The sequence below is a fragment of the Mucilaginibacter sp. 14171R-50 genome (assembly GCF_010093045.1).
Taxonomy (GTDB): Bacteria; Bacteroidota; Bacteroidia; order Sphingobacteriales; family Sphingobacteriaceae; genus Mucilaginibacter.
The window spans coordinates 4,356,358-4,382,648 of the sequence record NZ_CP048115.1; the positions used below are offsets into that span (position 1 = coordinate 4,356,358).

Annotated in this window: 22 protein-coding genes; 5 read left to right on the forward strand and 17 right to left on the reverse strand. The window is 44.3% G+C overall.

Annotated elements, in window-relative coordinates; all coding sequences use genetic code 11:
- Nucleotides 1-8: 8 nt before the first annotated feature.
- The 12 genes from GWR56_RS19685 to GWR56_RS19740 form a co-directional block, all read right to left on the reverse strand.
- A complete protein-coding gene (locus GWR56_RS19685; protein ID WP_162432903.1) occupies nt 9-1,370 on the reverse strand; it encodes a pyridoxal-phosphate dependent enzyme in 1,362 nt (453 codons plus the stop codon).
- Nucleotides 1,371-1,509: 139 nt separating this feature from the next.
- Nucleotides 1,510-2,370: an AMP nucleosidase gene (locus GWR56_RS19690; protein ID WP_162432904.1), complete on the reverse strand. Its 861-nt coding sequence runs from the start codon at nt 2,368-2,370 to the stop codon at nt 1,510-1,512.
- 135 nt (nt 2,371-2,505) lie between these two features.
- A complete protein-coding gene (gene clpX, locus GWR56_RS19695) occupies nt 2,506-3,744 on the reverse strand; it encodes an ATP-dependent Clp protease ATP-binding subunit ClpX (RefSeq protein ID WP_162432905.1) in 1,239 nt (412 codons plus the stop codon).
- Nucleotides 3,745-3,832: 88 nt separating this feature from the next.
- Nucleotides 3,833-4,564, reverse strand: a complete 732-nt coding sequence (locus GWR56_RS19700; RefSeq protein ID WP_162432906.1) for an ATP-dependent Clp protease proteolytic subunit — start codon at nt 4,562-4,564, stop codon at nt 3,833-3,835.
- A gap of 253 nt (nt 4,565-4,817) precedes the next feature.
- Nucleotides 4,818-6,167 (reverse strand): trigger factor, encoded by a 1,350-nt coding sequence (tig, locus tag GWR56_RS19705; protein ID WP_162432907.1) that lies wholly within the window; start codon nt 6,165-6,167, stop codon nt 4,818-4,820.
- Nucleotides 6,168-6,248: 81 nt separating this feature from the next.
- Nucleotides 6,249-7,250: a cytochrome c gene (locus tag GWR56_RS19710; protein WP_162432908.1), complete on the reverse strand. Its 1,002-nt coding sequence runs from the start codon at nt 7,248-7,250 to the stop codon at nt 6,249-6,251.
- A gap of 90 nt (nt 7,251-7,340) precedes the next feature.
- Entirely contained in the window at nt 7,341-8,063 is a 723-nt protein-coding gene (locus GWR56_RS19715) for a head GIN domain-containing protein (protein ID WP_162432909.1), read from the reverse strand.
- A 108-nt stretch (nt 8,064-8,171) separates the two neighbouring features.
- Nucleotides 8,172-8,777, reverse strand: a complete 606-nt coding sequence (locus GWR56_RS19720; protein WP_162432910.1) for a GIN domain-containing protein — start codon at nt 8,775-8,777, stop codon at nt 8,172-8,174.
- A gap of 621 nt (nt 8,778-9,398) precedes the next feature.
- Nucleotides 9,399-10,007: a GIN domain-containing protein gene (locus GWR56_RS19725; protein ID WP_162432911.1), complete on the reverse strand. Its 609-nt coding sequence runs from the start codon at nt 10,005-10,007 to the stop codon at nt 9,399-9,401.
- A gap of 203 nt (nt 10,008-10,210) precedes the next feature.
- A complete protein-coding gene (locus GWR56_RS19730) occupies nt 10,211-12,106 on the reverse strand; it encodes an ATP-dependent DNA helicase RecQ (RefSeq protein ID WP_370463802.1) in 1,896 nt (631 codons plus the stop codon).
- 6 nt (nt 12,107-12,112) lie between these two features.
- Entirely contained in the window at nt 12,113-12,736 is a 624-nt protein-coding gene (locus tag GWR56_RS19735; RefSeq protein WP_162432912.1) for a hypothetical protein, read from the reverse strand.
- Nucleotides 12,737-12,967: 231 nt separating this feature from the next.
- Nucleotides 12,968-14,257, reverse strand: coding sequence for a citrate synthase (locus tag GWR56_RS19740; RefSeq protein WP_162432913.1), 1,290 nt, complete (start codon nt 14,255-14,257; stop codon nt 12,968-12,970).
- Between the two features lie 146 nt (nt 14,258-14,403).
- Here GWR56_RS19740 and GWR56_RS19745 point away from each other — a divergent pair, with 146 nt between their 5' ends.
- On the forward strand, nt 14,404-17,688 hold the full coding sequence (locus tag GWR56_RS19745) for a PAS domain S-box protein (RefSeq protein ID WP_162432914.1): 3,285 nt from the start codon (nt 14,404-14,406) through the stop codon (nt 17,686-17,688).
- 161 nt (nt 17,689-17,849) lie between these two features.
- On the opposite strand, the gene GWR56_RS19750 is transcribed toward GWR56_RS19745, so the two are convergent.
- Nucleotides 17,850-19,097 carry an ABC transporter permease gene (locus tag GWR56_RS19750; protein ID WP_162432915.1) on the reverse strand — a complete coding sequence of 416 codons (1,248 nt, stop codon included), beginning with the start codon at nt 19,095-19,097 and terminating at the stop codon, nt 17,850-17,852.
- A gap of 198 nt (nt 19,098-19,295) precedes the next feature.
- On the opposite strand from GWR56_RS19750, the gene queA reads away from it, so the two are divergent.
- Complete coding sequence (gene queA, locus GWR56_RS19755) at nt 19,296-20,345, forward strand: tRNA preQ1(34) S-adenosylmethionine ribosyltransferase-isomerase QueA (RefSeq protein WP_162432916.1); 1,050 nt, start codon at nt 19,296-19,298, stop codon at nt 20,343-20,345.
- A gap of 124 nt (nt 20,346-20,469) precedes the next feature.
- On the forward strand, nt 20,470-21,186 hold the full coding sequence (locus GWR56_RS19760) for a 2-C-methyl-D-erythritol 4-phosphate cytidylyltransferase (RefSeq protein ID WP_162432917.1): 717 nt from the start codon (nt 20,470-20,472) through the stop codon (nt 21,184-21,186).
- Nucleotides 21,187-21,216: 30 nt separating this feature from the next.
- On the opposite strand, the gene GWR56_RS19765 is transcribed toward GWR56_RS19760, so the two are convergent.
- A complete protein-coding gene (locus GWR56_RS19765; RefSeq protein WP_162432918.1) occupies nt 21,217-21,363 on the reverse strand; it encodes a lmo0937 family membrane protein in 147 nt (48 codons plus the stop codon).
- 125 nt (nt 21,364-21,488) lie between these two features.
- Entirely contained in the window at nt 21,489-21,635 is a 147-nt protein-coding gene (locus GWR56_RS19770; RefSeq protein ID WP_162432919.1) for a lmo0937 family membrane protein, read from the reverse strand.
- Nucleotides 21,636-21,675: 40 nt separating this feature from the next.
- Here GWR56_RS19770 and GWR56_RS19775 point away from each other — a divergent pair, with 40 nt between their 5' ends.
- Nucleotides 21,676-24,264: an ABC transporter permease gene (locus tag GWR56_RS19775; protein WP_202925351.1), complete on the forward strand. Its 2,589-nt coding sequence runs from the start codon at nt 21,676-21,678 to the stop codon at nt 24,262-24,264.
- 61 nt (nt 24,265-24,325) lie between these two features.
- On the opposite strand, the gene GWR56_RS19780 is transcribed toward GWR56_RS19775, so the two are convergent.
- Both GWR56_RS19780 and GWR56_RS19785 read right to left on the reverse strand, forming a co-directional pair.
- Nucleotides 24,326-24,547, reverse strand: coding sequence for a DUF2795 domain-containing protein (locus tag GWR56_RS19780; protein WP_002996718.1), 222 nt, complete (start codon nt 24,545-24,547; stop codon nt 24,326-24,328).
- An 85-nt stretch (nt 24,548-24,632) separates the two neighbouring features.
- Nucleotides 24,633-25,181, reverse strand: a complete 549-nt coding sequence (locus tag GWR56_RS19785; RefSeq protein WP_162432920.1) for a cob(I)yrinic acid a,c-diamide adenosyltransferase — start codon at nt 25,179-25,181, stop codon at nt 24,633-24,635.
- 93 nt (nt 25,182-25,274) lie between these two features.
- Between GWR56_RS19785 and GWR56_RS19790 the strand changes: the two genes are divergently transcribed.
- Complete coding sequence (locus GWR56_RS19790; protein WP_162432921.1) at nt 25,275-26,282, forward strand: chitinase; 1,008 nt, start codon at nt 25,275-25,277, stop codon at nt 26,280-26,282.
- Nucleotides 26,283-26,291: the final 9 nt, after the last annotated feature.

Here is a 26,291-nt window from a genome sequence, read left to right on the forward strand (position 1 = left end):
TGATCTAATTAGGCCGATATGGCATTAATAATATCATACTGGGTAATGATCTCTATCCTGCCATTATCATCCTCAACCAGCACGGCGATATTATCCTTGTTGATCATGCCTGATATCTTATCAATAGATGTGTTCAGGTCAACAAACGGGAATGGCGCTGTTGATATACTGCTAACCGGCTGCGATTTTATGCCCGGGTTTTCCATCAGTGAGCCAAGGATGTCGCTCTCGGTTATTTTGCCTATCACCATTCCTTTTTGGGTAACAGGTATCTGGCTTATGTTTAGCGATTTAATGGTGTTGATAGCCTCCAGAACTGTTTTCTCGCAGTCGATGGTAACAATCTCCTGGTTCTCTTTTTTGCTGATGATATGGCGCGCGGTTAGCTTTTCTTCTTTGATAAAACCACGATCACGCAGCCAGTCGTCGTTATACATTTTGCCCAGGTAACGGGTACCATGGTCGGGGAATATAATTACCACCACATCGCCGGCTTTAAACCTATCCTTCATCTGTAATGCGCCCGCAACAGCCGAACCGGTTGAGTTACCTGCAAAAATACCCTCTTTACGCGCAATCTCGCGCGTCATCAGGGCGGCATCCTTATCCGTCACTTTTTCAAAATGATCTATCAGACTGAAATCAACATTTTGCGGCAAAAAATCCTCGCCTATGCCCTCGGTGATGTAAGGGTATATCTCGTTCTTATCAAACTCGCCTGTTTCTTTATATTTTTTAAACACCGAGCCATAAGTATCAATACCCAAAACCTGTATCGCCGGGTTCTTCTCTTTCAGATAACGGGCCGTGCCGGATATAGTGCCTCCTGTACCCACACCTACAATAAGATGAGTTACTTTGCCTTCTGTCTGTTCCCAAATTTCGGGGCCGGTCTGTTCATAATGCGCCTGCGAGTTACTCAGGTTATCGTACTGGTTGGGTTTCCATGAGTTTGGCACCTCGCGCTCTAAACGAGAGGAAACAGAATAATAGGACCTCGGGTCTTCGGGCTCCACATTGGTTGGGCACACAATAACCTCGGCGCCAAAGGCGCGCAGGGCGTCAAACTTTTCCTTCGATTGCTTATCGGTACTGGTGAAGATACATTTGTAGCCCTTTATAACGGCTGCAATAGCCAAACCCATGCCCGTATTGCCCGATGTACCCTCAATGATGGTACCGCCCGGTTTAAGCTTGCCGCTTTTCTCGGCATCCTCGATCATTTTTAGGGCCATACGGTCCTTAATAGAATTACCTGGGTTGGTAGTTTCTATTTTTGCCAATACCGTCGCCGGTATGTCCTTCACTACTTTATTTAATTTTACCAAAGGCGTATGGCCTATGGTTTCCAGTATATTGTTGTACCACATATATAAAAGTTAATTGCCCTGCGGGCAACATTCAAAATTAGCAATTATTGTCTGATTTTTGGCGAATAGCGGGTAGTTGATAATATGCTATAAACTTTTACAGCTACCCACAACTCGCTTAATCAACCACTCGCCCGCCTTAAAACTTCAGGTGCTTTACCGTTAACCCGTTATTTATCAATTGTTTTAACGATTCGATACCTACACGCAGGTGTGTTTCTACGTATTGTTCGGTAACGCTGCTATCACTTTCGGCGGTTTTAACGCCCTCAGGTATCATGGGCTGGTCTGATACCAGCAGCAGCGCGCCGGTTGGTATCTTGTTAGCAAAGCCTGTGGTAAAGATAGTGGCGGTCTCCATATCGATGGCCATTGCGCGCAGGTCTTTTAAATACTTTTTAAAATCCTTGTCATGCTCCCAAACCCGGCGGTTGGTGGTGTAGCAGGTTCCGGTCCAGTAATCGCGCGCGTGATCGCGTATGGTGGTCGATATGGCTTTTTGCAGGGCAAATGCGGGCAATGCAGGCACTTCGGCAGGCAGGTAATCGTTTGATGTCCCTTCGCCCCTGATGGCCGCTATAGGCAGTATCAAATCCCCAACGCTGTTCTTCTTTTTAAGCCCGCCGCATTTACCTAAAAATATCACTGCTTCGGGATCAATGGCGGTTAGCAGGTCCATAACGGTTGCGGCTACCGGGCTGCCCATCCCAAAGTTTATAATGGTGATGCCATCAGCAGTTACGCTTTGCATAGGTTTATCCAGCCCCATTATCGGCGCATTATCATGCCATTGCGAAAATAATTGCAGGTATTTAGAGAAGTTGGTAAGTATTATATATTTCCCGAAGCCATCAAGCGGCCTGCCGGTATAACGCGGCAGCCAGTTGGTAACAATGGCCTCTTTTGTTTTTAATCCAGATTTTACCGGCGATTGTATCTCTTTCATCTTTTTTGCCGGGATAGTGTTTTCGTCCTTCTTTACATCTAATTCTTCGTTCATGTCTTTTTTTCCTCTTTTTTTGTGTATATATCTGTATAAAGGCTTTTTCAGAAACCTTTTTATACAGCAAACCCCGGCTGTTCACCAGGGTTAGTGTGTAATATACGAAAATACTTTTAAAGTATCAAATTACCGTTAAGCTACTTTTAACTTTTTAAGGTCTGATTTTTCGAACTTTTCCCTGGCATAATCAAGTGTAACGTTTAAGCGCTTAGCATCCTTTTTTGACGGAAACTCAAACATCGCGTCAATCATGATGGCCTCGCAAATGGAGCGCAGCCCACGTGCACCCAGTTTAAACTCCATTGCTTTATCCACAATAAAATCAAGCACCTCTGCATCAAACTCAAGCTTTACCCCCTCATACTCAAACAACTTTTTGTATTGTTTAAGCAGCGAGTTCTTTGGCTCGGTCAATATATTCTGCAGCGCTTCGCGATCAAGTGGGTTCAGGTACGTTAATACCGGCAAACGGCCTATCAACTCTGGTATCAAGCCAAACGATTTCAGATCCTGCGGCGTAATGTACTTATACAGGTTCTTCATGTCTATCTCGCTGTCGTCGCGTTTCATTTTGTAACCAACGGTTTGTGTACGCAGGCGGTTGGCTATCTTTTTCTCGATGCTATCAAACGCCCCACCGCAAATAAACAGGATGTTGCTGGTGTTCACCGTTATCATCTTCTGGTCGGGGTGCTTACGGCCGCCCTGGGGTGGTACGTTAACCATAGTGCCTTCCAGTATCTTTAATAAAGCCTGCTGAACACCCTCGCCGCTCACATCGCGTGTGATGGATGCATTATCGCTTTTACGGGCAATTTTATCAACTTCGTCAATATAAACTATGCCACGCTCGGCCATGTTTACATCATAATCTGCCGATTGCAGTAAGCGGGTCAATATGCTTTCAACATCTTCACCCACGTATCCGGCCTCGGTAAGCACCGTGGCGTCGCAAATACAAAATGGTACGTTAAGAATTTTGGCCAGTGTTTTTGCCAGCAGGGTTTTGCCCGTGCCGGTTTCGCCCACCATAATAATGTTCGATTTTTCTATCTCCACCTCATCCTTATCAACACGCTGGTTTAACCTTTTGTAGTGATTGTACACAGCAACCGATAATACCTTTTTGGCATCATCCTGACCTATGATGTACTGATCGAGGTGAGATTTGATCTCGGCGGGCTTTAGCACGGCGGGTACCGCCGGCGATGCTTTCACCTTACGTACCTTCAGCTCTTCTGCCAATATTTCGTTTGCCTGGTCAACGCATTTATCACAAATGTGCGCGTCGAGCCCGGCTATCAGCATCAGGGAGTCCTGCTTACCTGCACCACAAAACGAGCACCTGATCTCCTTGCTGTTCTTATTCATGTTTATAAGGTTTTATCAAAAATAGCTATTCGCCCACTTATAACAAAACATTTAACTGCTAAACGCCTGTTACACAGCAAATACCAATTTATTTATTTGTATTAGCTCTTAATATCTCATCAACCATACCAAACTCTTTTGCTTCTTCGGCAATCATCCAGTGGTCACGATCCGATGCATCCCACACGGTTTGGTAATCGGTACCGCTATGGTCTGCAATGATCTGGTACAGCTCTTTTTTCAGTTTGGTTATCTCGTGATACGTGATCTCGATATCCGACTGCTGACCCTGCGCACCGCCCGACGGCTGGTGTATCATCACCCTGGCATGCGGTAAAGCCGCACGCTTACCTTTTGTACCTGCCACCAACAGCACCGCGCCCATTGATGCCGCCATACCTGTACAAATAGTGGCCACATCGTTTGATATGAACTGCATGGTATCGTATATACCCAAACCTGCATAAACCGACCCGCCCGGGGAGTTGATGTAGATCTGGATATCGCGTTTACTATCTGCCGATTGTAAGAACAGCAATTGGGCCTGAATAATGTTTGCAATATTTTCATAAATGGCATCGCCCAGGAAAATGATGCGGTCCATCATTAAACGGCTGAACACGTCCATCTGGGCTACATTCATCTGGCGCTCTTCGATGATATAAGGTGTCATGCCGGTAATGCCGGCGCCTGTAACAATACCCGACGGGGTTGTACTGCGGTTTACGCCGCCAATAAACCTGTCTACATAGGTGCTGCTAATGCGGTGATGCTTAACAGCGTATTTTCTGAATTCGTTTTTATCTGGATTACTGTTCATGTTGTTTATTTTATAATTGTGGTACGGGCCCTTGCCCGCGATAAATATAGTTTTTAGTTGAATAGATTTTAAACTAATTAGTTTGATGAAAGTAAAAAAAAGCCTCAACCTGCCCGGTACAACGGGGAAGGGTTGTACTCACTGCATTTAAAGTCCCCTCCTTTGCAGAAGATTTAGGCGACGCCCTATAACACAAAAGCATCTGCTTACGGCAAATGCTTTTGGTGAATATGGGTATTAAAACTGTTACTGTTTATGCAGTAAGCTTGTTAAAGTCAGAGAACAATATCTCTTTTTTATCAAGCGTAATAACGCTTTTTATGTAATCAAATACTTTTAGCGCTTTTACCTGTTCAAATACTTTGTTAGCATTTTCTTTGTTTTGCAGGTATTGTACAGTGTACTGGCCCAGTTGCTCTTCGCTTAAAGCCTGCGGGCTGTACATTCTGAACTGCTGGTCTAAGCTTCCTTTTGCAAAATCAAACACTTCCTCGTATTTAATATCAATGTTGTTATCCTTCATCAATTTATTTTCGATAAGGGTCCATTTAAGGTTCTTAGCAAAATCAGCGTAACCGCCTTCCAGCTCTTCGTCGGTCAGTTTTTCGTTGGTTACTTTTAACCAGCGTTTCAAAAACGCATCAGGTAACTCAAACTGTACTTTACCAATGCTGTAGTTATAGATCTCGTCCTGCAGTTTGCGCTCGGCATCCTGGGTCATCATCATTTCCAGTTCTTCGGTAATCTTAGCCCTGAAACCCGCCTCGTCGGTAACTACACCTTCACCAAATAATTTATCAAAGAACTCCTGGTTTAAATCGCCTTCTTCTAAACGGTTAACATTTTTTACCGTTAACTTAAAGTTCGATTTTAAGTCAGCTGCTTCATCTTCTTCAATTTTTAATAAGCCTGCAACCTTAGCCGCATCGTTATCAAAAGCCTTGTTGATGTCAAATACCAGTTCGTCGCCTTTTTTTAAACCTATCAACGATTTCTTGATCTTCTCGTCTTTGATCTGGTCTAAACGCACCGATGTGGTATTGCTTATTCCTCCTTCAAAAACAGAACCATCCGGCGAAAGCTGGGTTAATTCGGAATAAAGCACATCATCATCTGCCGATACGTCAGGATTTGTCATTTTGCCATAGCTGCGGCGGATGTTTTTGATACGCGACTCCAGTGTTTCGTCGTCAACTTTTATAACGTACTGAGGCAATTTATCCTTCGATGAAAAATCGATATCAAACTCGGGCGCCAAACCAACTTCATAGTTAAATTCAAAGTTATCGGCAAAATCCCAGTTATATTCCTTGTTATCGTCGGCCTTTGGTAAAGGCTGGCCCAATACCTCAAGCTTTTCTTCGTCTAAATATTTGTTCAAGGTATCTGATAACATATTGTTGATCTCGTCAACCAGAATGCTTTTACCATACATTTTTTTGATGTGGCCAACCGGCACCATTCCCGGGCGGAAACCCGGCAGTTTTGCTTTTTTAGCATGGTCCTTCATTGCTTTTTCAACCCTTGGCTGGTAATCTTCGGGGTTAATGTTGATCTTAACAACGGTATTCAGGTTATCAATTTTTTCCTGTGATATATTCATCTTTTTTGCCTGGTATTAATTAAAATTCATTGCGATACGGCCATACCGGCCGTACAAAATTCGAGGCGCAAAAGTAAGAATTTATTTTGAATTTATTGAGGCCGCAGCGTCAACCTGAAATTTATTCACCTTGTTTTTTACCGGCTTTACCGTTTTAAGATAAGCGTATATGGCGCCAAGGTCGGTTTCGCTCATGCCACTGTAGCGCCACCACGGCATAATGGTTTGAAACTCGCCCGGTTTCACCGCAACGGGTTTCATTGCACTTTTGTCAAACTGTTTAAACCTGCTGATAAACTGTTCTTTGCTCCAGCTGCCTATGCCGGTCTCTTTATCGGGCGAAATATTGGCCGAGCGCAGGGTTGCGCCGTTACCCATGCCATACTCGTTGCCGCCCGCAAACTCCATCCCGGGTATCGGCGAGCCTTTTTCGGCTTTGGTATGGCATTCGGCACACGCAGCAGCTGTTACCAGGTACGCGCCGTATTTAAGGGTATCGCTTTCGGCCGGCTTTTTGCCCGGCTCAGCCTTTTTAGGCATCGTATTCACAAGCAGGTTAAGCGGGAAATCGAGCTTACGTTTTGGATATGAGGCAGCGTGCGGCTGCAAGGTACGGATGTATGCAATGATATCGTAAACATCTTCCGGGTCCATTTTTGAGTATGATTGCCACGGCATGATGGGGAATATAGCCGAGCCGTCTTTTTTAACGCCTGTTGTAATGGCGCGGTACAGTTCGCCGTCGGTCCAGCTTTTTAAATTTGCCGGAGTAATGTTTGGTACATAAACCTCGCCCGGGAAACTGATACGGGAGTCAAATTTTTCGCCGCCCGCTCCTATCACAGCCGTATCTATCGGGGCCGCGAATATATCCCACTTACGTGTACTGTGGCAATCAATACATACCGCAACATGATTTGCCAGGTATTTGCCGCGCGCTATGCGCTGCGGGGTTGCATCTACTTTAATGTTTTGTGGTTCGCCAACATTTGGCAGTGCCAGTGAGACGTATGATATAGCCGCAATAATAAACAGCGCTACACAGATGGCGATGTAGGTCGCCCATTTTTTAAACTTTTTCATGTAAGGTTTGGTAAATAATAAATACTATTAAAGCAACAATGACGGCTTTTGGCCGCCATGTGTTACATTGTCAATCAAATATATTTAACATTAATCTATTTTTTTGATGGAGGATGCGCCAGATTGATCGTTGTTTACTTTTGAAGGGTTACCGCGGTACGATATATCCGAAGCGCCGCTGGTATGCACGTCAAGTTCGTTCAGCACATTGATTTTACATTCGCTTGCACCCGATGTGCTTATTTTGTATTTGCCTACCACAAAATCAAGCGCTTCAACTTTGCCTGAACCACTCATATCCACATCGTGCGATGCAGCCTGGCCCCGCAGGTATATCTCGCTCGATCCGCTGGCATCAGTACGAACATTGGCCGCGTTTAGCTCCATATCAATTTTGGTGGAGCCCGAAAGGTCGAAGCTAAGATCTTTTACATTCAGACGCCCGTTTGCAGTGATATCCACCGCTCCTGATGCCCCTATCCTTTCCAGATTTTTTACGCCTATAGTAATAGTAGTTTCGCCGCTGCTGCAAATATTGCGGCGGTTGTGTATACGCAGGGTGCCGCCTTCAACACTCGTTTCGATATACTTTAAAAGGTTATCATCGGTATTGATCACTACCGATTCGGAACTATCCTGTTTCAGCGTAACCTTATACCCGCCCGAAATATCCACCTTATTAAAATCTACCATTTTACGGCTTTCCGTTTTTACATTCCCGTTACCCTTGGTGCATCTGAACCGGCGGCATGACGAAAAAAATGTAACTGATACGGCTAACAGGATTAATATTTTAAGACCGGATGTTTTCATAATAGTTTGTTTTAGTTATTGTGACGATGTTTATGAGTATGAAGTTACATTAAAAATAAAAAAAGCCATTACGGTAACGGCTTTTTTTATGATGGGTAAATTAGCGGCTTATAAACCTGCTATTTCGTTTGCTTTTGTTTTAGCAGGTATCTGGCTTTTTGAAGCGGTAACCGCTACAAAATTTGTATGGATTACGTTTTGGGGTTGTGTGTAGTTTAAGTTATAATCGTTTACGCTGCCGGTTAAATTTGCTTTAGCATTGTCGTTTACATTTATGGTGGCCTTGTAACCTTCTAAGTTTAACGCTGCAGAAGCGGTGTTGTACAAGTTAACTTCCAGTTCAAGGCTTGCTAAGCGGCCAAATGTTTTTACTTCGGCATTGTCATAAGCGCTGATGTTGTGCAGGTCGGCTGCGGTTACCCAAACCACTAACTTTTCGTTTTTGTATGATGAGATGCGCAACACGCCGTTCTGGCTTTGTACCAAAGCGCTTTCGGCATAATACTTATTGTAAACTTTTACCTGGTCGGCAGTGCCGTCAGATACAAACAGTTCAACATTTCCGTGCAGCTCTATCTTGTTGATCTTGCTGATGTTTTTCAAAACGGTGCTTACTTCTTCGTTGTTGTTATTATTTACGTTTGCGTAAGTGTTTTTTGTGGTTACCACTGCCATAATCATTACGGCTGCCATGGTTAAGATTTTTGTTTTCATTTTATTAATATTTTGATTATGAATACTATAAGTTGTGTTATGTTATTAAATACATAGATATGACGAACCGCGCGAAGAAACGTTACAGCCAATAAGTGTGTTTTAGACACAACACAGGATAATGTCGGTAAAAGGGCGAAAAATGGCGGTGAAAACGATTAACACTTTAAAATAAGGAGACAGGACGGGAACAGGCATTCTACCTTGTTAGTGTTGTTAATTGGTATTAGAACGTTATATGGTTTCCCTTCCCTGCGACGGGTGCCGCCGGGATGTGTAAAGGCAGGGAAGGGTTGCGACTAACCAAAGCGAAAAGACACCGGGAAAGCCTTATTCTAATGGTCGCCAGGTTTGCAGCCGGCAATAAAAACCAGTTGATTATTTCCCCGATCTCTGCATACCAAATAAGCTGTCATTTTTGGTGGCGATAGTATGTCAGTACCTTAAATTTTAAGATATTGATTATCAGGTATTCACAACTGTTCACAGTGTTCATGTGCGCCGAACGTGAACACTTTGTACGGTATCAGCGTGCAAAAGACCACCGGGCCTAGCAAAAAAAAGCCACCGCGTATAGCGGTGGCTCCAGAAATATATGTTGAACTTTTGCAAAAGTAGAGCTTATAGGATAGCCAACTCTGATGGTTGGGGTTTAACCGGCATATTGGTTACCGTTTTGCTGCCGGTTACTGCAACCAGGTTAGTTTGGTTAACTGTTGCAGACTGGTCTTGCTTTAACACATAGTCGTTAACGTTACCGCTGATATTTGCTTTGGCGCGGTCGTTTACAGTAATGCTTGCTTTGTAAGCTTCAAGGTTAAGGTCGGCCGACGCGTTGTTGTTCAGCGTTACTTCAAGGTCAAGTTTTTCCAGGTTTCCGAATGATTTAACCTGAGAGTTATCATTAACCACAATTGATTGCAGATCGTTAGCGGTTACCCAAACTACTAATTTTTTATCGGTGTATGATGATATACGCAACACGCCGTTCTGGCTTTGTACCAATGCGTTCTCGGCGTAGTATTTATTGTAAACTTTCACCTGGTCGGCAGCGCCATCTGATACAAACAACTCCACATTTCCGTGAACTTCTATTTTGTTGATCTTGCTAACGTTGGTTAAGATGGTGCTTGCTTCGTCGCTGCTGTTTTTAACAGATGCACTTGCTGATGCTACAGTACCTAATGCTAATGTGAAGATGGTTGCTATGGTTAAAATTTGAGTTTTCATTTTTATTATTATTTGATTGTGAGTGCTTTATTATTTTTTATAATTTTTAAATACACCCATATGACGCCACCTGTTACAAAACGTTACAGCAATTTTGGGTCTAATAGATGTACGCCCCAATTATGTCGGTAAACGCCGGATTTATGACGGTGAAATGGCTGGAATTTTTTTTGAGAAAGGGTGGAAGGACTGCAGGCTACACGTTACAAATAATAATTCCCGCCGTCGGTTTTGATCTTGCCGGCATCCAGCAGCAGACGGATGGTTTCGATCTTTTCTTTTTCAGTACCAAGTTTCAGGGAGGTTATCAATTCGTCGATGGTATGCGGGGCGGTACTTAGCAGCTGCGCTATCTCATTAGAAATATCGTCGAATATCTCGGCGGCGTTCTTTTCGCGGCGTTCTTCCAGGCAAACATCACATACACCGCATTTGGGTGCGTTCGGCTCGTCGAAATAACTCAGCAGCATTTGGCTGCGGCAGCGTTTATGTTCAGCATAAGCAAATACGGCTTCCATTTTTTTGCGGTAGGTAGCTTTGCGCTGGTCAATAAAGGCTTTGTTAATATGCAGGTTGTTGGCGTGCTGCCGTGCTTTTATCCACGTTATTTGAGGCTTATCTGTTTGGGGCAGGTAGGTAAGCAGGTTAAAATCCTGCAATTGCTTAAGGCCGTCAATAACCTGCTGTGTGTTCATGCCGGTACGTTTGGCAATATCAAACTCCTTTATCCGTACATAATTTTCGAACGAGCCGCCGTATGAGCGTAACAGGGTTTTAATGAATGGGTCCCACCCGGGGTTTTGTATCTGGAAGTTATACAGTTCTTCATTCAATACCTCAAACCTGAACCGCGAAGGTAAAAATACACTTTCGTTAAAGGCCAGGTATTCGTCCTGTTCTAAAAACTTAAGGGCATTTAACGTTTTAACCGCATCCAGTTGAAAGCGGCTGCAAAAATCGCCCAGGTCAAGTTCAAAACTTGCACCCTCGCCGGCATCATAAGCCAGCTGGCAATAATTGGCTAAATGGTGATAAACCTGCTTTATCTCGGCCACCGACGGGAAATTCCGAATAAACATGCTTTCCTGACGTATCCGGTCGGCAGGGTTGTACAGTAAAACAGCATACGCCCTTTTCTCATCGCGGCCTCCCCTGCCCGCTTCCTGGTAATAAGCCTCCAGACTATCCGGCATATCTTTATGTATCACAAACCTTACGTCAGGTTTATCAATACCCATCCCAAAGGCATTAGTAGCCACAATTATGCGTGTGCGGTTATTTTTCCACGCATCTTGCTTTGCCGAACGCTCGTCGGCGGGTAAGCCTCCATGGTAATAATCTGCCGGTAAATGGTTCTGCCGGTAAAATTTTGCTATCTCGAAGGCCTCTTTACGGCTGCGTACATATACAATGCCGCTACCCCCGATGCCTTTGGCAACATCCAGCAGTTTGCGTAGCTTATCCTCTGTAGTTTGCACCACATACCTTAAATTCCTGCGCTCAAAACTTTGCTGGTAAACAATACCGTTTTTAAACAGCAATTTGTCCTGTATATCGTCCCTTACTTCGGCAGTGGCGGTAGCGGTTAAAGCCAGTACGGGTACATTGGGGTGCAGTGCACGCAGATCGGAAATATGCAGGTACGATGGGCGGAAATCATACCCCCATTGCGAAATACAGTGCGCCTCGTCAACCGCGAAAAGGGCCACCTTCATGTATTTAATGCGCTCACGCACTAATTCCGACAGTAGGCGTTCGGGCGAGAGGTATAAGAATTTCACCGGGCCGTAAACACAATTATCCAGCGCTATATCTACCTCACGCCGTCCCATGCCTGATACAATGGCCATTGCCTGGATCCCCTTTGATTTCAGGTTCTCTACCTGGTCTTTCATGAGCGCAATAAGGGGCGATACCACGATGCATATCCCCTCCATAGCCAGCGCCGGCACCTGGAAACACACCGATTTACCCCCGCCGGTCGGCAGCAAGACCAGTGTATCCCTACCCTGCAATACCGACTCGATGATCTCCTCCTGCAACGGCCGGAAGCTGTCGTGTCCCCAATATTGTTTTAATAGCTCGCGTGGTGTCATCATGTAATACTATTTTCCAAAACACTGCGGACCAATTGCCCCACCCCCATATTCTAAAACTAAATGCTTATTGGCATAAATATAAGTGCAACTATCGTTATATCTTGATTTTAAGCTATCCGGAATCGGTTTATCAAAGACATTAAAATAGTACATCCCCATGCCACTTCTTTTAAATCCAATTTGGCTTGGTTCGGCGCTTGTTATTGAAATGCAATTAGCGTCGTCAAGTTTATTTCGTAAAGTTTGTAATGAATTGTCACTCCACCCCAAAACTTTTAACAATGAATCTGCCTTTGCAGATTTTATAGGAATATTCCAGTCTTGAAATTCAACCGCTGTATTTGAGCCCCTGCCAGTATCTTGTGGCATAATAACTAAACGCTCGATCTTATCCCCTTCAAATTCAATTTCCACCTCTTTATATTTAGGAACGATACTTTTAAAGTACTTTTTGGCATTATAAATTTCAGTTTGCTTATTATTAAAGTTTTCAATCAAACTGGCTGCGTTGTAAGTTTCATCAGACGACCCTATATCCCAAAACATAGAACTTACATAAATAAAAAACATCAATATTATTATTCCAAATATGCCAATACTGATAAGGGATATTTTCACCCAGTTTTTCATGTAATTACACAGTTAAAAGGTCATTAATTGTACCAAAAAAGCCCGTCGTGCGGCGGGCTTTAATAATTTCTTTTTCGCTCGGTGAATTTACTCACCCGGTCGTTGCTTCGCTCGGCCATCCGCTCTGCTGCGCAAAGAGGGTTTCACTTTTTTCACTCACCCGCTTTACGCTTGCGTGTAGAGAGGGTCGACCAGCGTAGCGTGGTCGGGGTGAGTAAACCCGAAGCGACTCTATTTTCTATCCTTGATACTAATGTAATCCCTGTTAGTTTCGCCCACATATATCTGGCGCGGGCGGCCAATAGGTTCTTTGTTGGTTTTCATCTCTTTCCATTGAGCTATCCACCCGGGCAGGCGGCCCAAAGCAAATAATACGGTGAACATATCTGTAGGGAAACCAAGCGCGGTGTATATAATGCCCGAATAAAAATCTACATTAGGGTAAAGCTTGCGTTGTACAAAGTACGGATCGTTCAGGGCTACCTCTTCCAACTTTTTGGCTATGGCAAGTGTTTCGTCCTGAACGCCTAATTTCTCCAGTATATCGTCGCAGGCTTTTTTAATGATCTTGGCGCGCGGGTCAAAGTTCTTGTAAACACGGTGGCCAAAACCCATCAGGCGGAACGGATCGTTCTTATCTTTTGCTTTGGCTATCCATTTATCGGTATCGCCCCCGTCTTCCTTAATTTTTTGCAGCATTTCTACCACGGCCTGGTTGGCGCCGCCATGCAGCGGCCCCCAAAGGGCAGATATCCCTGCTGATATTGACGCGTAAAGGTTGGCATCTGACGAGCCTACTATCCGCACAGTTGATGTTGAACAGTTTTGCTCGTGATCGGCGTGCAGTATCAGCAGCTTGTTCATGGCGCTTACCACAACCGGGTCTATCTCTACATCCTCGGTGCGCTGACCAAAGGTCATGTGCATAAAGTTGGTTACGTAATCAAATTTATTACGCGGGTAAATAACCGGGTGCCCTAACGATTTTTTGTATATCCAGGACACTATGGTGCTCATTTTGGCTATCAGCTTAATGATCTCGAGGTTTACTTCTTCTGCAGTAAGGCCCTGTTTTAACGATGCCGGGTTAAACGCAGCCAATGCCCCTATTAACGATGACAACTGCCCCATAGGGTGCGATCCCGAAGGGAAACCATCAAAAAACTTCTTCATATCCTCGTGTACAAGGGTATGGTGGCTTATCTCGAACTCAAATGCCTGTAATTGTTCGGCGGTTGGCAGGTTGCCGTAAATCAGCAAATAGGCAACTTCAATAAAGGTCGATTTTTCGGCCAGTTGCTCTATGCTGTAACCACGGTATTTTAATATCCCTACTTCGCCATCTAAAAAGGTAATGGCGCTTTTGGTTGCACCGGTGTTTTTATAGCCAATATCTAACGTAACGTACCCGCTCTGATCGCGAAGCTTAGAAATATCAATGGCCTTTTCGCCCTCGGTACCTTCTATAACCGGCAAATCATAAGTTTTATCACCAATCTTTAATTGTGCAGTTTCAGACATAGAAAAAATATGTTTTGCAACAAATGTAAATAAATCTGCGTATTAATAGCCTTTAAGATATATTTACTCTTTGTAAAATTCTTATTAAGTAGTTATGTTTAAATCCCCAATATTGTTTGGCGTAATTAAAAATTCCCCTGCTACATATGTCTTTTAAAGATAAGGCGCTCCTGTTAATTGAAAACGACATTACTATCTACAGGCTTATTTTATTAGGCTTATTAATAGCCAGCCCATCGTTACATTACCTGTGCTTTCATAACTCTTACGACCCGCTTTTGCTGCGCATGGTAAACTGCGCTTTTTGCCTGGTGGCCCTGGGTTTATCATACGGCAACAATAAGGCCTTTTTTAAAGGCATGGTGTACTTTACCATATGCTCGTACCTGTTTGTAAACAATTTTTTGCTGCTGGGGGTAAACGGGTTTGCGCATGTTTACGTGTTTAGTTCAATAACCATATTTGTGGCATTAACGCTGTTCTGCAAAAAACGCGTTGAGTTTGTAGGTATCACAGTGTTAAACATTGTAGCGGTGGTAGCAGCCTATTATACCGCGCCAAAACTGGATATATCGCCCGGCGTGCTATTCATTTTATTAGGCGTTTTCACCACTATAGCCTATGTGTGGTTTTTGGTAATGCTTGCTTATAAAATGCAGTTTAAAAAGGCCGTTAATAACGTTATTAAGCTAAACAACTCACTGATAACTAATGCAGAAAAGCTTCGCCACAGCCAGCAGCAATTGCACGCGCTTATCAGTTCCATAAACGATACCATTTTCGAATTCGACGAAAACCACACGTGCATAAACGTATGGTTTGGCCCCGATAACCCCGACGACTTAAAAGCCGGGCAGTTTCTGAACAAAACGCTGGTTGAAGCTATTGGCCCCGACCGGGCTAAACCGTTTTTAGTGGTTTACGATTATGTGTTAAAACACAATAAAAGCACTTCTATAGAATTTGAGGCGATATACGGCAAACCCGGCTGGTTTTTAGCCAAGGCATCACCGGTGGTTGATGTAACAGGCAAATTCACCGGGCGCATATCAATTTCTGTTACTGATATCTCGGAACAAAAACGACACGCTGACGCGCTGATAGAAAATAAGAACCTTTTACTGCAGGCCCAGGATATTGCCAAAACAGGTAATTGGTGGTACGATAGCGAAACCAAAGAGAACTTTTGGTCGGAGAGTTTATGTAAGATATTAGAGATAGATGCCGCACCCGAAGGCTTAACCCGGTTTGAGTATTACATGAGCCTGGTGCATCCGGATGACTACGAGCAAGCTTTAAATTATTTTACAAACATCAACTCGGTACCAGAGAACAGCCTGGAGCATAAATTCATCACACCAAAGGGCAATTTAAAATACCTGAAGGTGCTGCGGGGCGATCTGTTGCAGGATAAGGACGGCCTCTTAAAACGTGTATTTGGTATAATACAGGACATCACCGAAAGCAGGCTCGCTGAAAAGGCCGTAAAAATAAGTCAGGCCGAGTTACTTGAGGCGCAAACCATCGCGAAAATAGGCAACTGGAAATGGGACAGCACAACTAAGATGCTTGCCTGGAGCGACGAGGTAAACTCCATTTATGAAGTAAGCAGCAGCAATGGTGCAATATCGCGCTTTGGCAGGCTGCTGTTAGATTATATCCATCCTGATGATAAGTATATTGTAAAACACCTGTTTCAAAATGCGGATAACAGCGGCACTTCGTACGAGTACCGCATTATAACGCCAAAGGGCAAAATTAAGCACATTAGTGTTATCACCGGCAAATTAATGTACCGCGAAGATGGTACCGTACGCAAAATTATTGGTACCCTGCAGGATATCACCCAGCGCAAACAAGCAGAAATTGATTACCGCCGTACCGAGAATAAATACCGGCTGGTACTTGAAACCATAAAGCTGGCGGCAATATCTTTAGATGCCGACGGACGTGTTATATTTTGCAATAAGTACCTGGCAACCCTGCTTGGATACAGCCAGATGGAAATACTGGGCAGGAACTGGATGGAGCATTTTGTCGCCGATGAACATCGCGATATACTTAACGGATGGTTCAAAAACAACTCCATACGGGCGCATTATGTAAATCCTATTATTTGCCGCAATGGCGAACTGCGCATTATAAGCTGGCAAAATACGGTTAGTTACGATGAAAACGGCAAAATTAAGGAGACCACCAGCATTGGCGAAGATATAACCATACAGCAAAAGGTAAGGCAGGAACTGATATCAGCTAAAGAACAGGCTGAACGTTCGTCGCATTTTAAATCGGAGTTCCTGTCTATCATGAGCCACGAGATACGTACGCCCATGAACGCGGTTATTGGCACAACCAACCTGCTTTTAGACGAAAACCCCAAACCCGAGCAGCTTGAATATCTCAACACACTAAAGTTTAGCAGCGAAAACCTGCTGGCCATTATCAACGATATTTTAGATTATAATAAAATAGAGGCCGGCAAACTGCAGCTAAGTAACGTGCCGTTTAACATACACCAGCTAACGCAAAATATCAGGCAATCGTTTTACGCTAAAGCAGTTGAAAGAAACCTGGATATTGAACTGACAGTTGACGAAACCATTCCTGAATTTTTAATGGGCGACCAGATACGGTTGGGGCAGATATTGATAAACCTGGTAAGCAACGCGGTTAAGTTTACGCACGAGGGCAAGGTGACCATTAAAGTTGAAAAAGAAGAGCAACTTACCGGTAGCGGGGTGATTGTAAAATTCGCGGTGGCCGATACGGGCATTGGCATACCCGCCGAAAACATCCCCGTTATGTTCGATCCGTTTATACAAGGGCCCCAAACCACTACTTACAGCTACGGCGGCACGGGCCTTGGCCTGGCCATAACCAAGCGGCTTATAGAACTTTACCAAAGCAGTATACAGGTGTTTAGCGAGGTTGGTAAAGGCACAACGTTTACCTTCAGCATTCATTTTACGCCGGCGCCTACAGTTGCAGACCTTGCCCCCACGGCGGCTGCACACCCGGGCACTTTGCTGCCGCCAGACCTTAGCGGTATGGCCATTTTGGTGGTTGATGATAACAAAATGAACCTGATGGTAGCGTCTAAATTCCTCAGAAAATGGAACGCCGATGTGGACGAGGCTATGAACGGCCAGATAGCGGTTGACATGGCAAACGCCAGAGCTTATGATATGATCATTATGGATCTGCAAATGCCGGTGATGGATGGGTTTGAGGCTACCGGCATTATCAAACAAAGCTATCCCGATTTACCCATAATAGCCTTTACCGCCGATGCCATGCCCGAAACGCATAGCAAAGCCTTTGAAGCCGGCATGTGCGATTACCTTACCAAACCATTTGTGCCCGATGTATTGTTCGGTAAGGTATTTAAGTACTACAAGGCAGCGGTGGCTGACGACGAACTGAACGCCTGATCAAACATAGGTTTCTGATGAGTCGACCGAACCTTTTACAGGATGTGTAAATCCTCGACAAGCTCAGACTGCCTCACCTTCTGTCATGGTGCCCCCCGCTGTTGAACCATTAGCGAAGCGCGCAGCTCTTCAGCAAACGCAGATTGAAAGCCGATTTTCTTTTAATTGGTACGTATGGCCTCCACCGGGTCGAGCCTTGATGCGAAGTAAGCCGGGATAATACCGGATAACATACCTATGGTAACCGATATGCCAATGCCATAAGTGATATTGCTGATATCGAGCACTACCTGTATATCGGCCGCGGCCTTCACGCCCAATGTGCCAAGATAAACCAGGAACAGGCCAATAAAACCACCCATAAGGCATAACGCGATAGCTTCTATCAAAAACTGCAGGAGTATAAAATAATTTTTTGCGCCCAGTGATTTCTGTATGCCGATGATGTTGGTACGCTCTTTTACCGATACGAACATGATATTAGCAATACCAAAACCGCCTACCAGTACCGAGAAAAACCCGATAATAAAGCCTCCTTTGTTTATGATACCAAAAAGCTGATCGAGCTGGTTGGTTAAAATGGTTGATTTATTAAGCGAAAAATCATCCTCGTTTCCCGGGCGTATACTGTGAATGGAACGCATTAAACCTCTTACCTCGCTCTCTACTTCCACATCGCTCAGGTTATCGTGCCCGCGTACAACTATCTGGGGGTTGTAGCGTTCGCTTTCAATATCAATCACGTTTTTGGCAAAATTAAGCGGCAGCAATATTTCGTTATCGCTGGTTATACCCAGCATATCTTTACCTTCTTTGCTAAATACGCCAATAATGGTAACCTTTCGGCCCATGATCTTAATTTGCTTGCCCACACCGGTACCGTCAGGGAAAAGTGCATCGGCTATATCGGCGCCAATTATGGTAACCGGGGCTCCCGTACGCGATTCGATCTCGGTAAAGTACCGCCCGTCCTGGAAGTTAAAGTTCCATGTTTTATCATGATCGTGCGATACGGCATCAATTTGCGCGCCGTCAACCGTGTTGCTCTTGTATTTAACTGTACGGTTATCAATGCTAATTTCGTATGACAGGGCCTTGGCGGTTTGGCTGCGGCGGCTTAGTTGTTCAAAATCGCGCAGCTTTGGCACAGGCCTTTGCATGTATTTCCACCACGGAAAATTATCCTCGCCCACCCATGGCCACTTCTGCACATAAATGCTGTTACTACCAAGTTTATCAACGCTTTTTTGCAGGTTGTTACGCAGGGTATCCACTGCGGATGACACCGCTATAATGGTGAATATACCGATGGTTACACCCAATAACGACAGCATGGTGCGCAGCTTGTTTTGCCTGAGCGCATCAAAGGCGAACAGGAAGCTTTCACGGATAAGTTTTAGTAATATCATACGCTATTTTGATGTAACCCGGTGTACCGGCCAATTGATTTTTAGCTTGCCCGAAAACAGTATTGGTTAGACGGTGTTAAAGCAGTTAAGTTACAGTTATTTTTGATTTTAATGGTAACCGGGCGGCCATACTAAAAAAATCGTTAAAAATAACAAAAAATCCGTACATTTGCGCCCTGAAAATTCATATATATAAGCATGAAATTATCTCAATTTAAATTCAATCTACCCGAATCATTAATTGCACATTCTCCAGCAGACACCCGTGACGAATCACGTTTAATGGTTCTACACCGCGACTCGGGCAAAATTGAGCATAAAATATTTAAAGATGTTTTAGATTACTTTGACGATAAGGATGTGATGATCCTGAACAATACAAAAGTATTCCCGGCGCGTATGTATGGTAACAAAGAAAAAACCGGCGCTACCATTGAAGTATTTTTATTGCGCGAACTGAACAAGGAACTACGCCTTTGGGATGTACTGGTTGACCCGGCCCGTAAAATACGTGTGGGCAATAAGCTTTATTTTGGCGACGACGACCTGCTGATTGCCGAGGTTGTAGATAATACCACATCGCGCGGCCGTACCATACGCTTTTTGTTTGATGGTACCGACGAAGAATTTCGCCGTAACGTGGAGATACTGGGCGAAACCCCACTGCCAAAATATATAAAACGCAAGGCTACCGCCGAAGATAAAGAACGCTATCAAACCATATTTGCCAAGCATGAGGGCGCGGTTGCCGCCCCTACCGCGGGCCTGCACTTTAGCCGCGAACTAATGAAACGCCTTGAACTAAAAGGTGTTGAGTTTGCCGAAGTTACCCTGCATGTAGGCTTAGGCACCTTTCGCCCGGTTGAGGTTGAAGATTTGACCAAGCACAAAATGGACTCTGAGCAGTTTATTATAGAGGAAAAACAAGCCAATATTGTAAACCGTGCTATTGAACGCAAAAGCCGTATTTGCGCGGTAGGCACCACATCAATGCGCGCTGTTGAGTCGGCCGTATCGGCTGGTAAAACGCTGAAGGCCGCAAACGACTGGACCAGCAAGTTCATTTTCCCGCCATACGATTTTAGCATTGCCAACTCTATGATCACTAACTTCCACACGCCCGAGTCGACCCTGTTGATGATGATAAGCGCTTTTGGCGGTTACGAAAATGTGATGAACGCTTATGAGATAGCAGTAAAAGAAAAATACCGTTTCTATAGTTATGGCGACGCGATGCTGATCATTTAAATTAGATCTGAGATATTAGATATGAGATTTGAGATTAAAATCACATATCCATAAATAGTGAGATATGAGACTAAAACTCATATCTCATTTTTGTTTTATAGATTTGGCTAATCAATAATTACGCATGTCCGGTCTCAAATCTCAAATCTCAAATCTCAAATCTACTTATGCCATCATTGTAGCCGGGGGATCTGGCAGCCGGATGCGGTCGGCATTGCCTAAACAATTTATAGAACTTTGCGGGCTACCTGTGTTGATGCATACCATCAGGGCCTTTTACGATAGCGGTTCATCGCCTCAAATTATACTGGCATTGCACGCAGACTACCACAGCACCTGGGCCAGCCTTTGCGATAACCATAACTTCACCATTCCGCATACCGTCGTTGTGGGCGGCCAAACCCGTTTCGATTCCGTTAAGAACGCGGTTGATACCATCAGCGATCATGATACTTTAATTGCTGTACATGATGCCGTACGCCCGCTTGTAAGTAGCGATATCATAAATGAGGCTTACCAATGCGCCGCCGAAAATGGCACCGCGGTAACGGCCGTTAAAAGCCGCGACTCCATACGGCAGATAAACGCCGGGATATCTATCGCTTTAGATCGGGAGCATATATACCTCGTGCAAACCCCTCAAACGTTTCAGTCAAATTTACTTAAGAAGGCTTATCAACAGCCTTATCAAGCTGCGTTTACAGATGATGCTTCAGTAGTAGAACAAAGCGGTGTTGCCATTAAGCTGATACCGGGCAGCTACAGCAATATCAAGATCACCTTCCCCGAGGATATCGTTACTGCCGAAGCCCTTATAAACAAAAAAAGCCATCAGTTTTAGCTGATGGCTGTAATATGTCACAAAAAATTATCAGGCTCTTCTTATAACGCCTAACAGTAAAGCGATAACCGCTATTACCAATAAAATGTGAATTAAACCGCCGGCATGGTTAACAAAGAACCCGAAGATCCATCCTATTACCAAAATTACCGCGATGATGTACAATAAGCCTCTCATAATGTTGTGTGTTTAGTTAATGTTTAAATAGATGTTTAATAATAAACCACCGTTGGTAAAAAAAGTTTTCGCATAAAAAAATCCCGGTTGCCCGGGATGTTTTTTGACAAATATCTGCAACGTCCTTACGCTCTTCTTATCAACCCTAAAAGCAACGCTATGATAGCTATTACCAGCAGGATGTGAATAATACCTGTAGAACCTGCGTAGAAAAATCCGAATGCCCATCCTATTACCAGGATAACTGCAATAATGTACAATAAGCCTCTCATTATTAATGTTTTTATTTTTAAGTAAATGTTACCAGGTATTATGCTAAAATCATTCCAAAAAGGAGTTGGTGTGCGGCACAGCTATAAACGTACATCCGTTTGTATCAAAACCGAACGTTTTTTTAGCTATAACATCCGCAAATTACTGGATATTAAATATTTACATATTTGGCATTTACTTAGCGTAAAATATACGGTAATTGCCGGTTTGTGTTTAATAATAACTACAATATACGCTATGATTAAAAATTACTTTAAGATCGCCTTTCGCAATATCTGGAAAAATAAAGCATTTGCGGGTATCAATATATTTGGGTTAACCATAGGGCTAACGTGCTGCCTGCTTATTGGCCTGTACATACAGCACGAGTTAAACTATGATAACTTTCAACTTAACGGCAAGCGCATTGCCCGCGTTATAATGGAGTATAAGTTTGACGGCGGCAGCGAATCAAAAAAAGGGAACTTTACCAGCTCCAGCGTAGCGCCGGTATTTAAGCAAACCTTCCCGGAGATAAGCGAGGCGGTTAGGATGGCGAGCTACCCGATACTGGTACAGTACAACAATAAGCTGATAAACGAGAAGAACTTTATGTTTGCCGACGGCGGCTTTTTTAATATGTTCTCGTTTGATCTGCTGAAGGGCGATAAAGCAACCGCGCTTGAAGGCCCTAAAAAGGTGGTGCTCACCCAATCTACAGCTAAAAGATATTTCGGCGATGCCGACCCGGTTGGTAAAACATTGCAGGTTGGGTCTGATAGCAGCTTGTACCAGGTTACCGGCCTGATGAAGGACTGCCCGTCAAACTCGCAAATTAAATTTGACCTGCTGGCTTCATTTTCCTCGTTAAACCCGGATAAAGAAAAAACGTACTGGAATGCCAATTACACTACTTTTTTGCTACTCAAAAACGAACATTCATTTGCGCCGTTACAACAAAAAATTACGCCCTTTATGCAAAAGGAGATGGCAGGCCAGGGCGCAACTGTTAATTTTACATTAGAGCCGTTTAACCGCATACATCTGTACTCGCAGTTTGATGGCTTTGAGCCAAACAGCAGTATTACTTATATACGTATACTGGAGGTGGTGGTCTTAATGATATTGGCTATTGCCTGCTTTACCTATGTTAATTTAAGCACAGCGCGCTCAATGGAACGTGCCCGCGAGGTTGGCGTGCGCAAGGTTATAGGCGCAGGTAAAAAGCAGCTTTTTTGGCAATTTATGGGCGAATCTGTTTTGTTTTGCATCATAGCAACCATCCTGAGCATTGTTGCCGCAGCCCTGCTTATGCCGGTATTTAACCAGTTAACAGATAAGCATCTGCAGGTAAGCACTTTGGCGTCGCCGTCATTTATACTGGCTTGTTTAGGTTTAATTGCGGTAGTCAGCCTGCTGGCGGGCAGCTACCCGGCGCTGATACTGTCAAACTTTCAGCCGGTTAAGGTTTTAAAAGGCTCATTCAAAAACTCCGGCTCGGGGCAGTGGGTTCGTAAATCGTTAATTGTATTCCAGTTCTCAATTTCGGTAGTGTTGGTAGTAGCAACGGTAATTATCCAAAAGCAGTTAAGCTATATTCAAAACAAAAAGCTTGGCTATAGCCGCGAACATGTAATGGTGTTGCCGATGGAGAAGCGTATGTTTAACGACCTGGCTTACATTAAAGAACAGCTAAAGGCAAATAAGAACGTATTAAGCGTATCGCTTTGTAATAATACCCCTGTAAATATAGGCAGCGGGTATAACATGCGGTCAGCCACTATGCCCGAAAATCAACAAATAGCAGTAACCGCCAACAATGTTGATGAAGAGTTTATAAAAACCACCGGCCTGCAGCTTATTGCTGGCAGGGATTTTACCCGGCAGGACGTAAAGGATGTAATGAATGACGACCTTGAGAAAAACGTGTTTCACTTTATTTTGAATGAAGCAGCTGCCCGCGAATTAGGTTGGACACCCGAGCAGGCCATTGGCAAGCGTATGTTCCTGGATGCGTCGCGGCCGGGCTTTGTAACCGGGGTGGTCAAAAACTTCCATTTCGAATCGCTGCATACTGCTATAAAACCATTAGTGCTGTTTCCGCAAAATCGCGGCGGCACACTGCTGGTAAAGCTTAGCGGCCATAATATTGCCGAAACTGTTACCGCGCTGCAAAGTAAATGGAAAACCATAGTACCATACCGCCCGTTTGAATACCGTTTTCTGGATGATGATTTTAACCGGCTTTACCGGTCTGAGAACCGCTTGGGCAAGGTGCTTAACATTTTTGCAGGCATGGCGATCGCGTTAGCGTGCCTGGGCTTGCTGGGTTTATCCGCCTATGCCGCAAAACAGCGTACCAAGGAGATAGGCGTACGTAAAATTTTAGGCGCAGGCGTAGGCAATATAGCGGTTGCCTTATCTTTTAACTTTGTTAAACTGGTTTTTGTAGCCATTGTTATTGCTATGCCCATCGCCTGGTGGCTAATGAAGGTGTGGCTGCAGGATTTTGCTTACCATACCCGGGTTAGCTGGGTGGTGTTTGCGTTTGCAGGTCTGGCCGCAATCAGCGTGGCAGCGGTTACCATAGGTATACAGGCAATTAAAACCGCCCTTGTTAATCCCATTAAAAGTTTACGTACCGAGTAGCGCAAACAAATAAGGCCCTGCATGCAGGGCCTTCAATTATTTTCGGGAAGAAACAAGGGTGTTAATACTCGTCTTCATTAAAAAAGAAATCGTCTTTGGTTGGATAATCCGGCCATATCTCCTCGATATTTTCATAAGGCTCACCATCATCTTCAAGCGCCTGCAGGTTCTCGATAACCTCAACCGGTGCTCCGGAACGTATGGCGTAATCAATTAATTCATCTTTAGTTGCCGGCCAGGGGGCATCTTCAAGGTGCGATGCTAATTCAAGTGTCCAATACATGTTTTTATATTAAATTGGTAAATTTTACTTTTTCGCAAAAGTATAATATTTTTAAATTGATTATCAATATTTTTTTGTAAAATTTTCAAACCCTTGGTATCCATTGATTTTCAGGTATTTTGTGTTGATAACCTACCATTCGTGCCAGGGTAAAAAGATAATCACTTAAGCGGTTAAGATAAATATTCACCTTTTCATCAACCGTGCTTTCGCCGGCAAGGTGTACACATAACCGCTCGGCCCGGCGGCACACACAGCGCGCTATGTGGCAGTACGATACGGTGTTGCTCCCGCCCGGTAATATAAAGTGCCGTAGCTCGGGCAGGGTTTCGTTCATCCTGTCCATCTCTTTTTCCAGCAACTCAATATCCTCTGGGTGCAGGTCGGGTATAACCATTTTTGATTTCCCCGGGTCGGCCGCCAGCGACGAGCCAATGGTAAACAGCCTGTCCTGTATCTGCTTAAGCAGGTCTTTATCATGCGTGCTGATATCCTGATCGCGGATAAGGCCGATATAAGAGTTCAGCTCATCAACCGTGCCGTAACTTTCAATTCTTAAATGATGCTTCGGCACACGGGTACCGCCAATTAACGATGTATAACCCTTATCGCCGGTTTTAGTATATATTTTCATGGTATGGCGGCAATTTAACAAAAGTATCAGCGTTTCAGCATATTGTACTAAACTTGTGTCGCGTTGTTTTGTTCAAATATATAATTTACAGCTATGAAACCCATAATATCATCGGGCAGGGCCGCCCTTATATGTTTATTTACTTTGGCGCTACTCAGTTTTAAATGCAGCAACGGTAACGGTAACGCCAGGCAGCCAGTTGCAAAGGCCGCGGCGCCCAAGGCAGACTTTTCGGCATTTTTGACCGAGCAGCAGTTTAACGCATTATTCCCTGAGCGTGATAAGTTTTACACTTACCGGGCCTTTATACAGGCCGTTAACGACCTGGCTCAAATAAAGGTGCAGGTAACGCGCAGGGCCGTATCTGTTTACCAATTCATCCGTACCGATAAAACTATCGGAAAGGCAACCACCGTTAGGCAGGATGCCGACTGGAACGAGGAATGGGCTAAAGCCAAGCCCGACAGCACCTACACGGTTGACTATGGTAACTTTTGTACCGAAAAAGATGCTGTTGGCAACAAACGCGAACTGGCGGCTTTTTTTGCGCAAATAGCACACGAAACCCGCCACGGCCGCAACGAAAGCTATACTGATGGACTGATGCTGCTGCACGAGGATAACACCAATAATGTTTATATCAGCGATAGTGATGAGTACCCACCGGTTAAAGGGCAAAAGTATTATGGCCGCGGCCCGATGCAGATAAGCTACAATGGCAACTATGGTTACGCTTCTGATTGTATCTTCGGCGACAAAAAGGTACTGCTGAATAACCCGGGACTGGTAGAAACCGACCCTGTTGTGGCCTTTAAAACAGCTATATACTTTTGGATGACGCCCGAAACCCACAAACCGTCGGCCCATGATGTTATGACGGGCAAGTGGCAGCCAAATGCCATTGATAAAGCCAAAGGCCGCACCCCCGGCTTTGGCATGACCATAAATATCATAAACGGCGACCTGGAATGCAACAAAGGCGACGATAACTACAGTATGAAAGACCGTATTGGTTTTTACCAGTTCTTCCTGAAAAAATTGGGTGCAGCAGACCCTAACTGCGCCTGCAGCTGCGGCAAAATGGAGCCATATAAGTATTAAAAGCAGTTA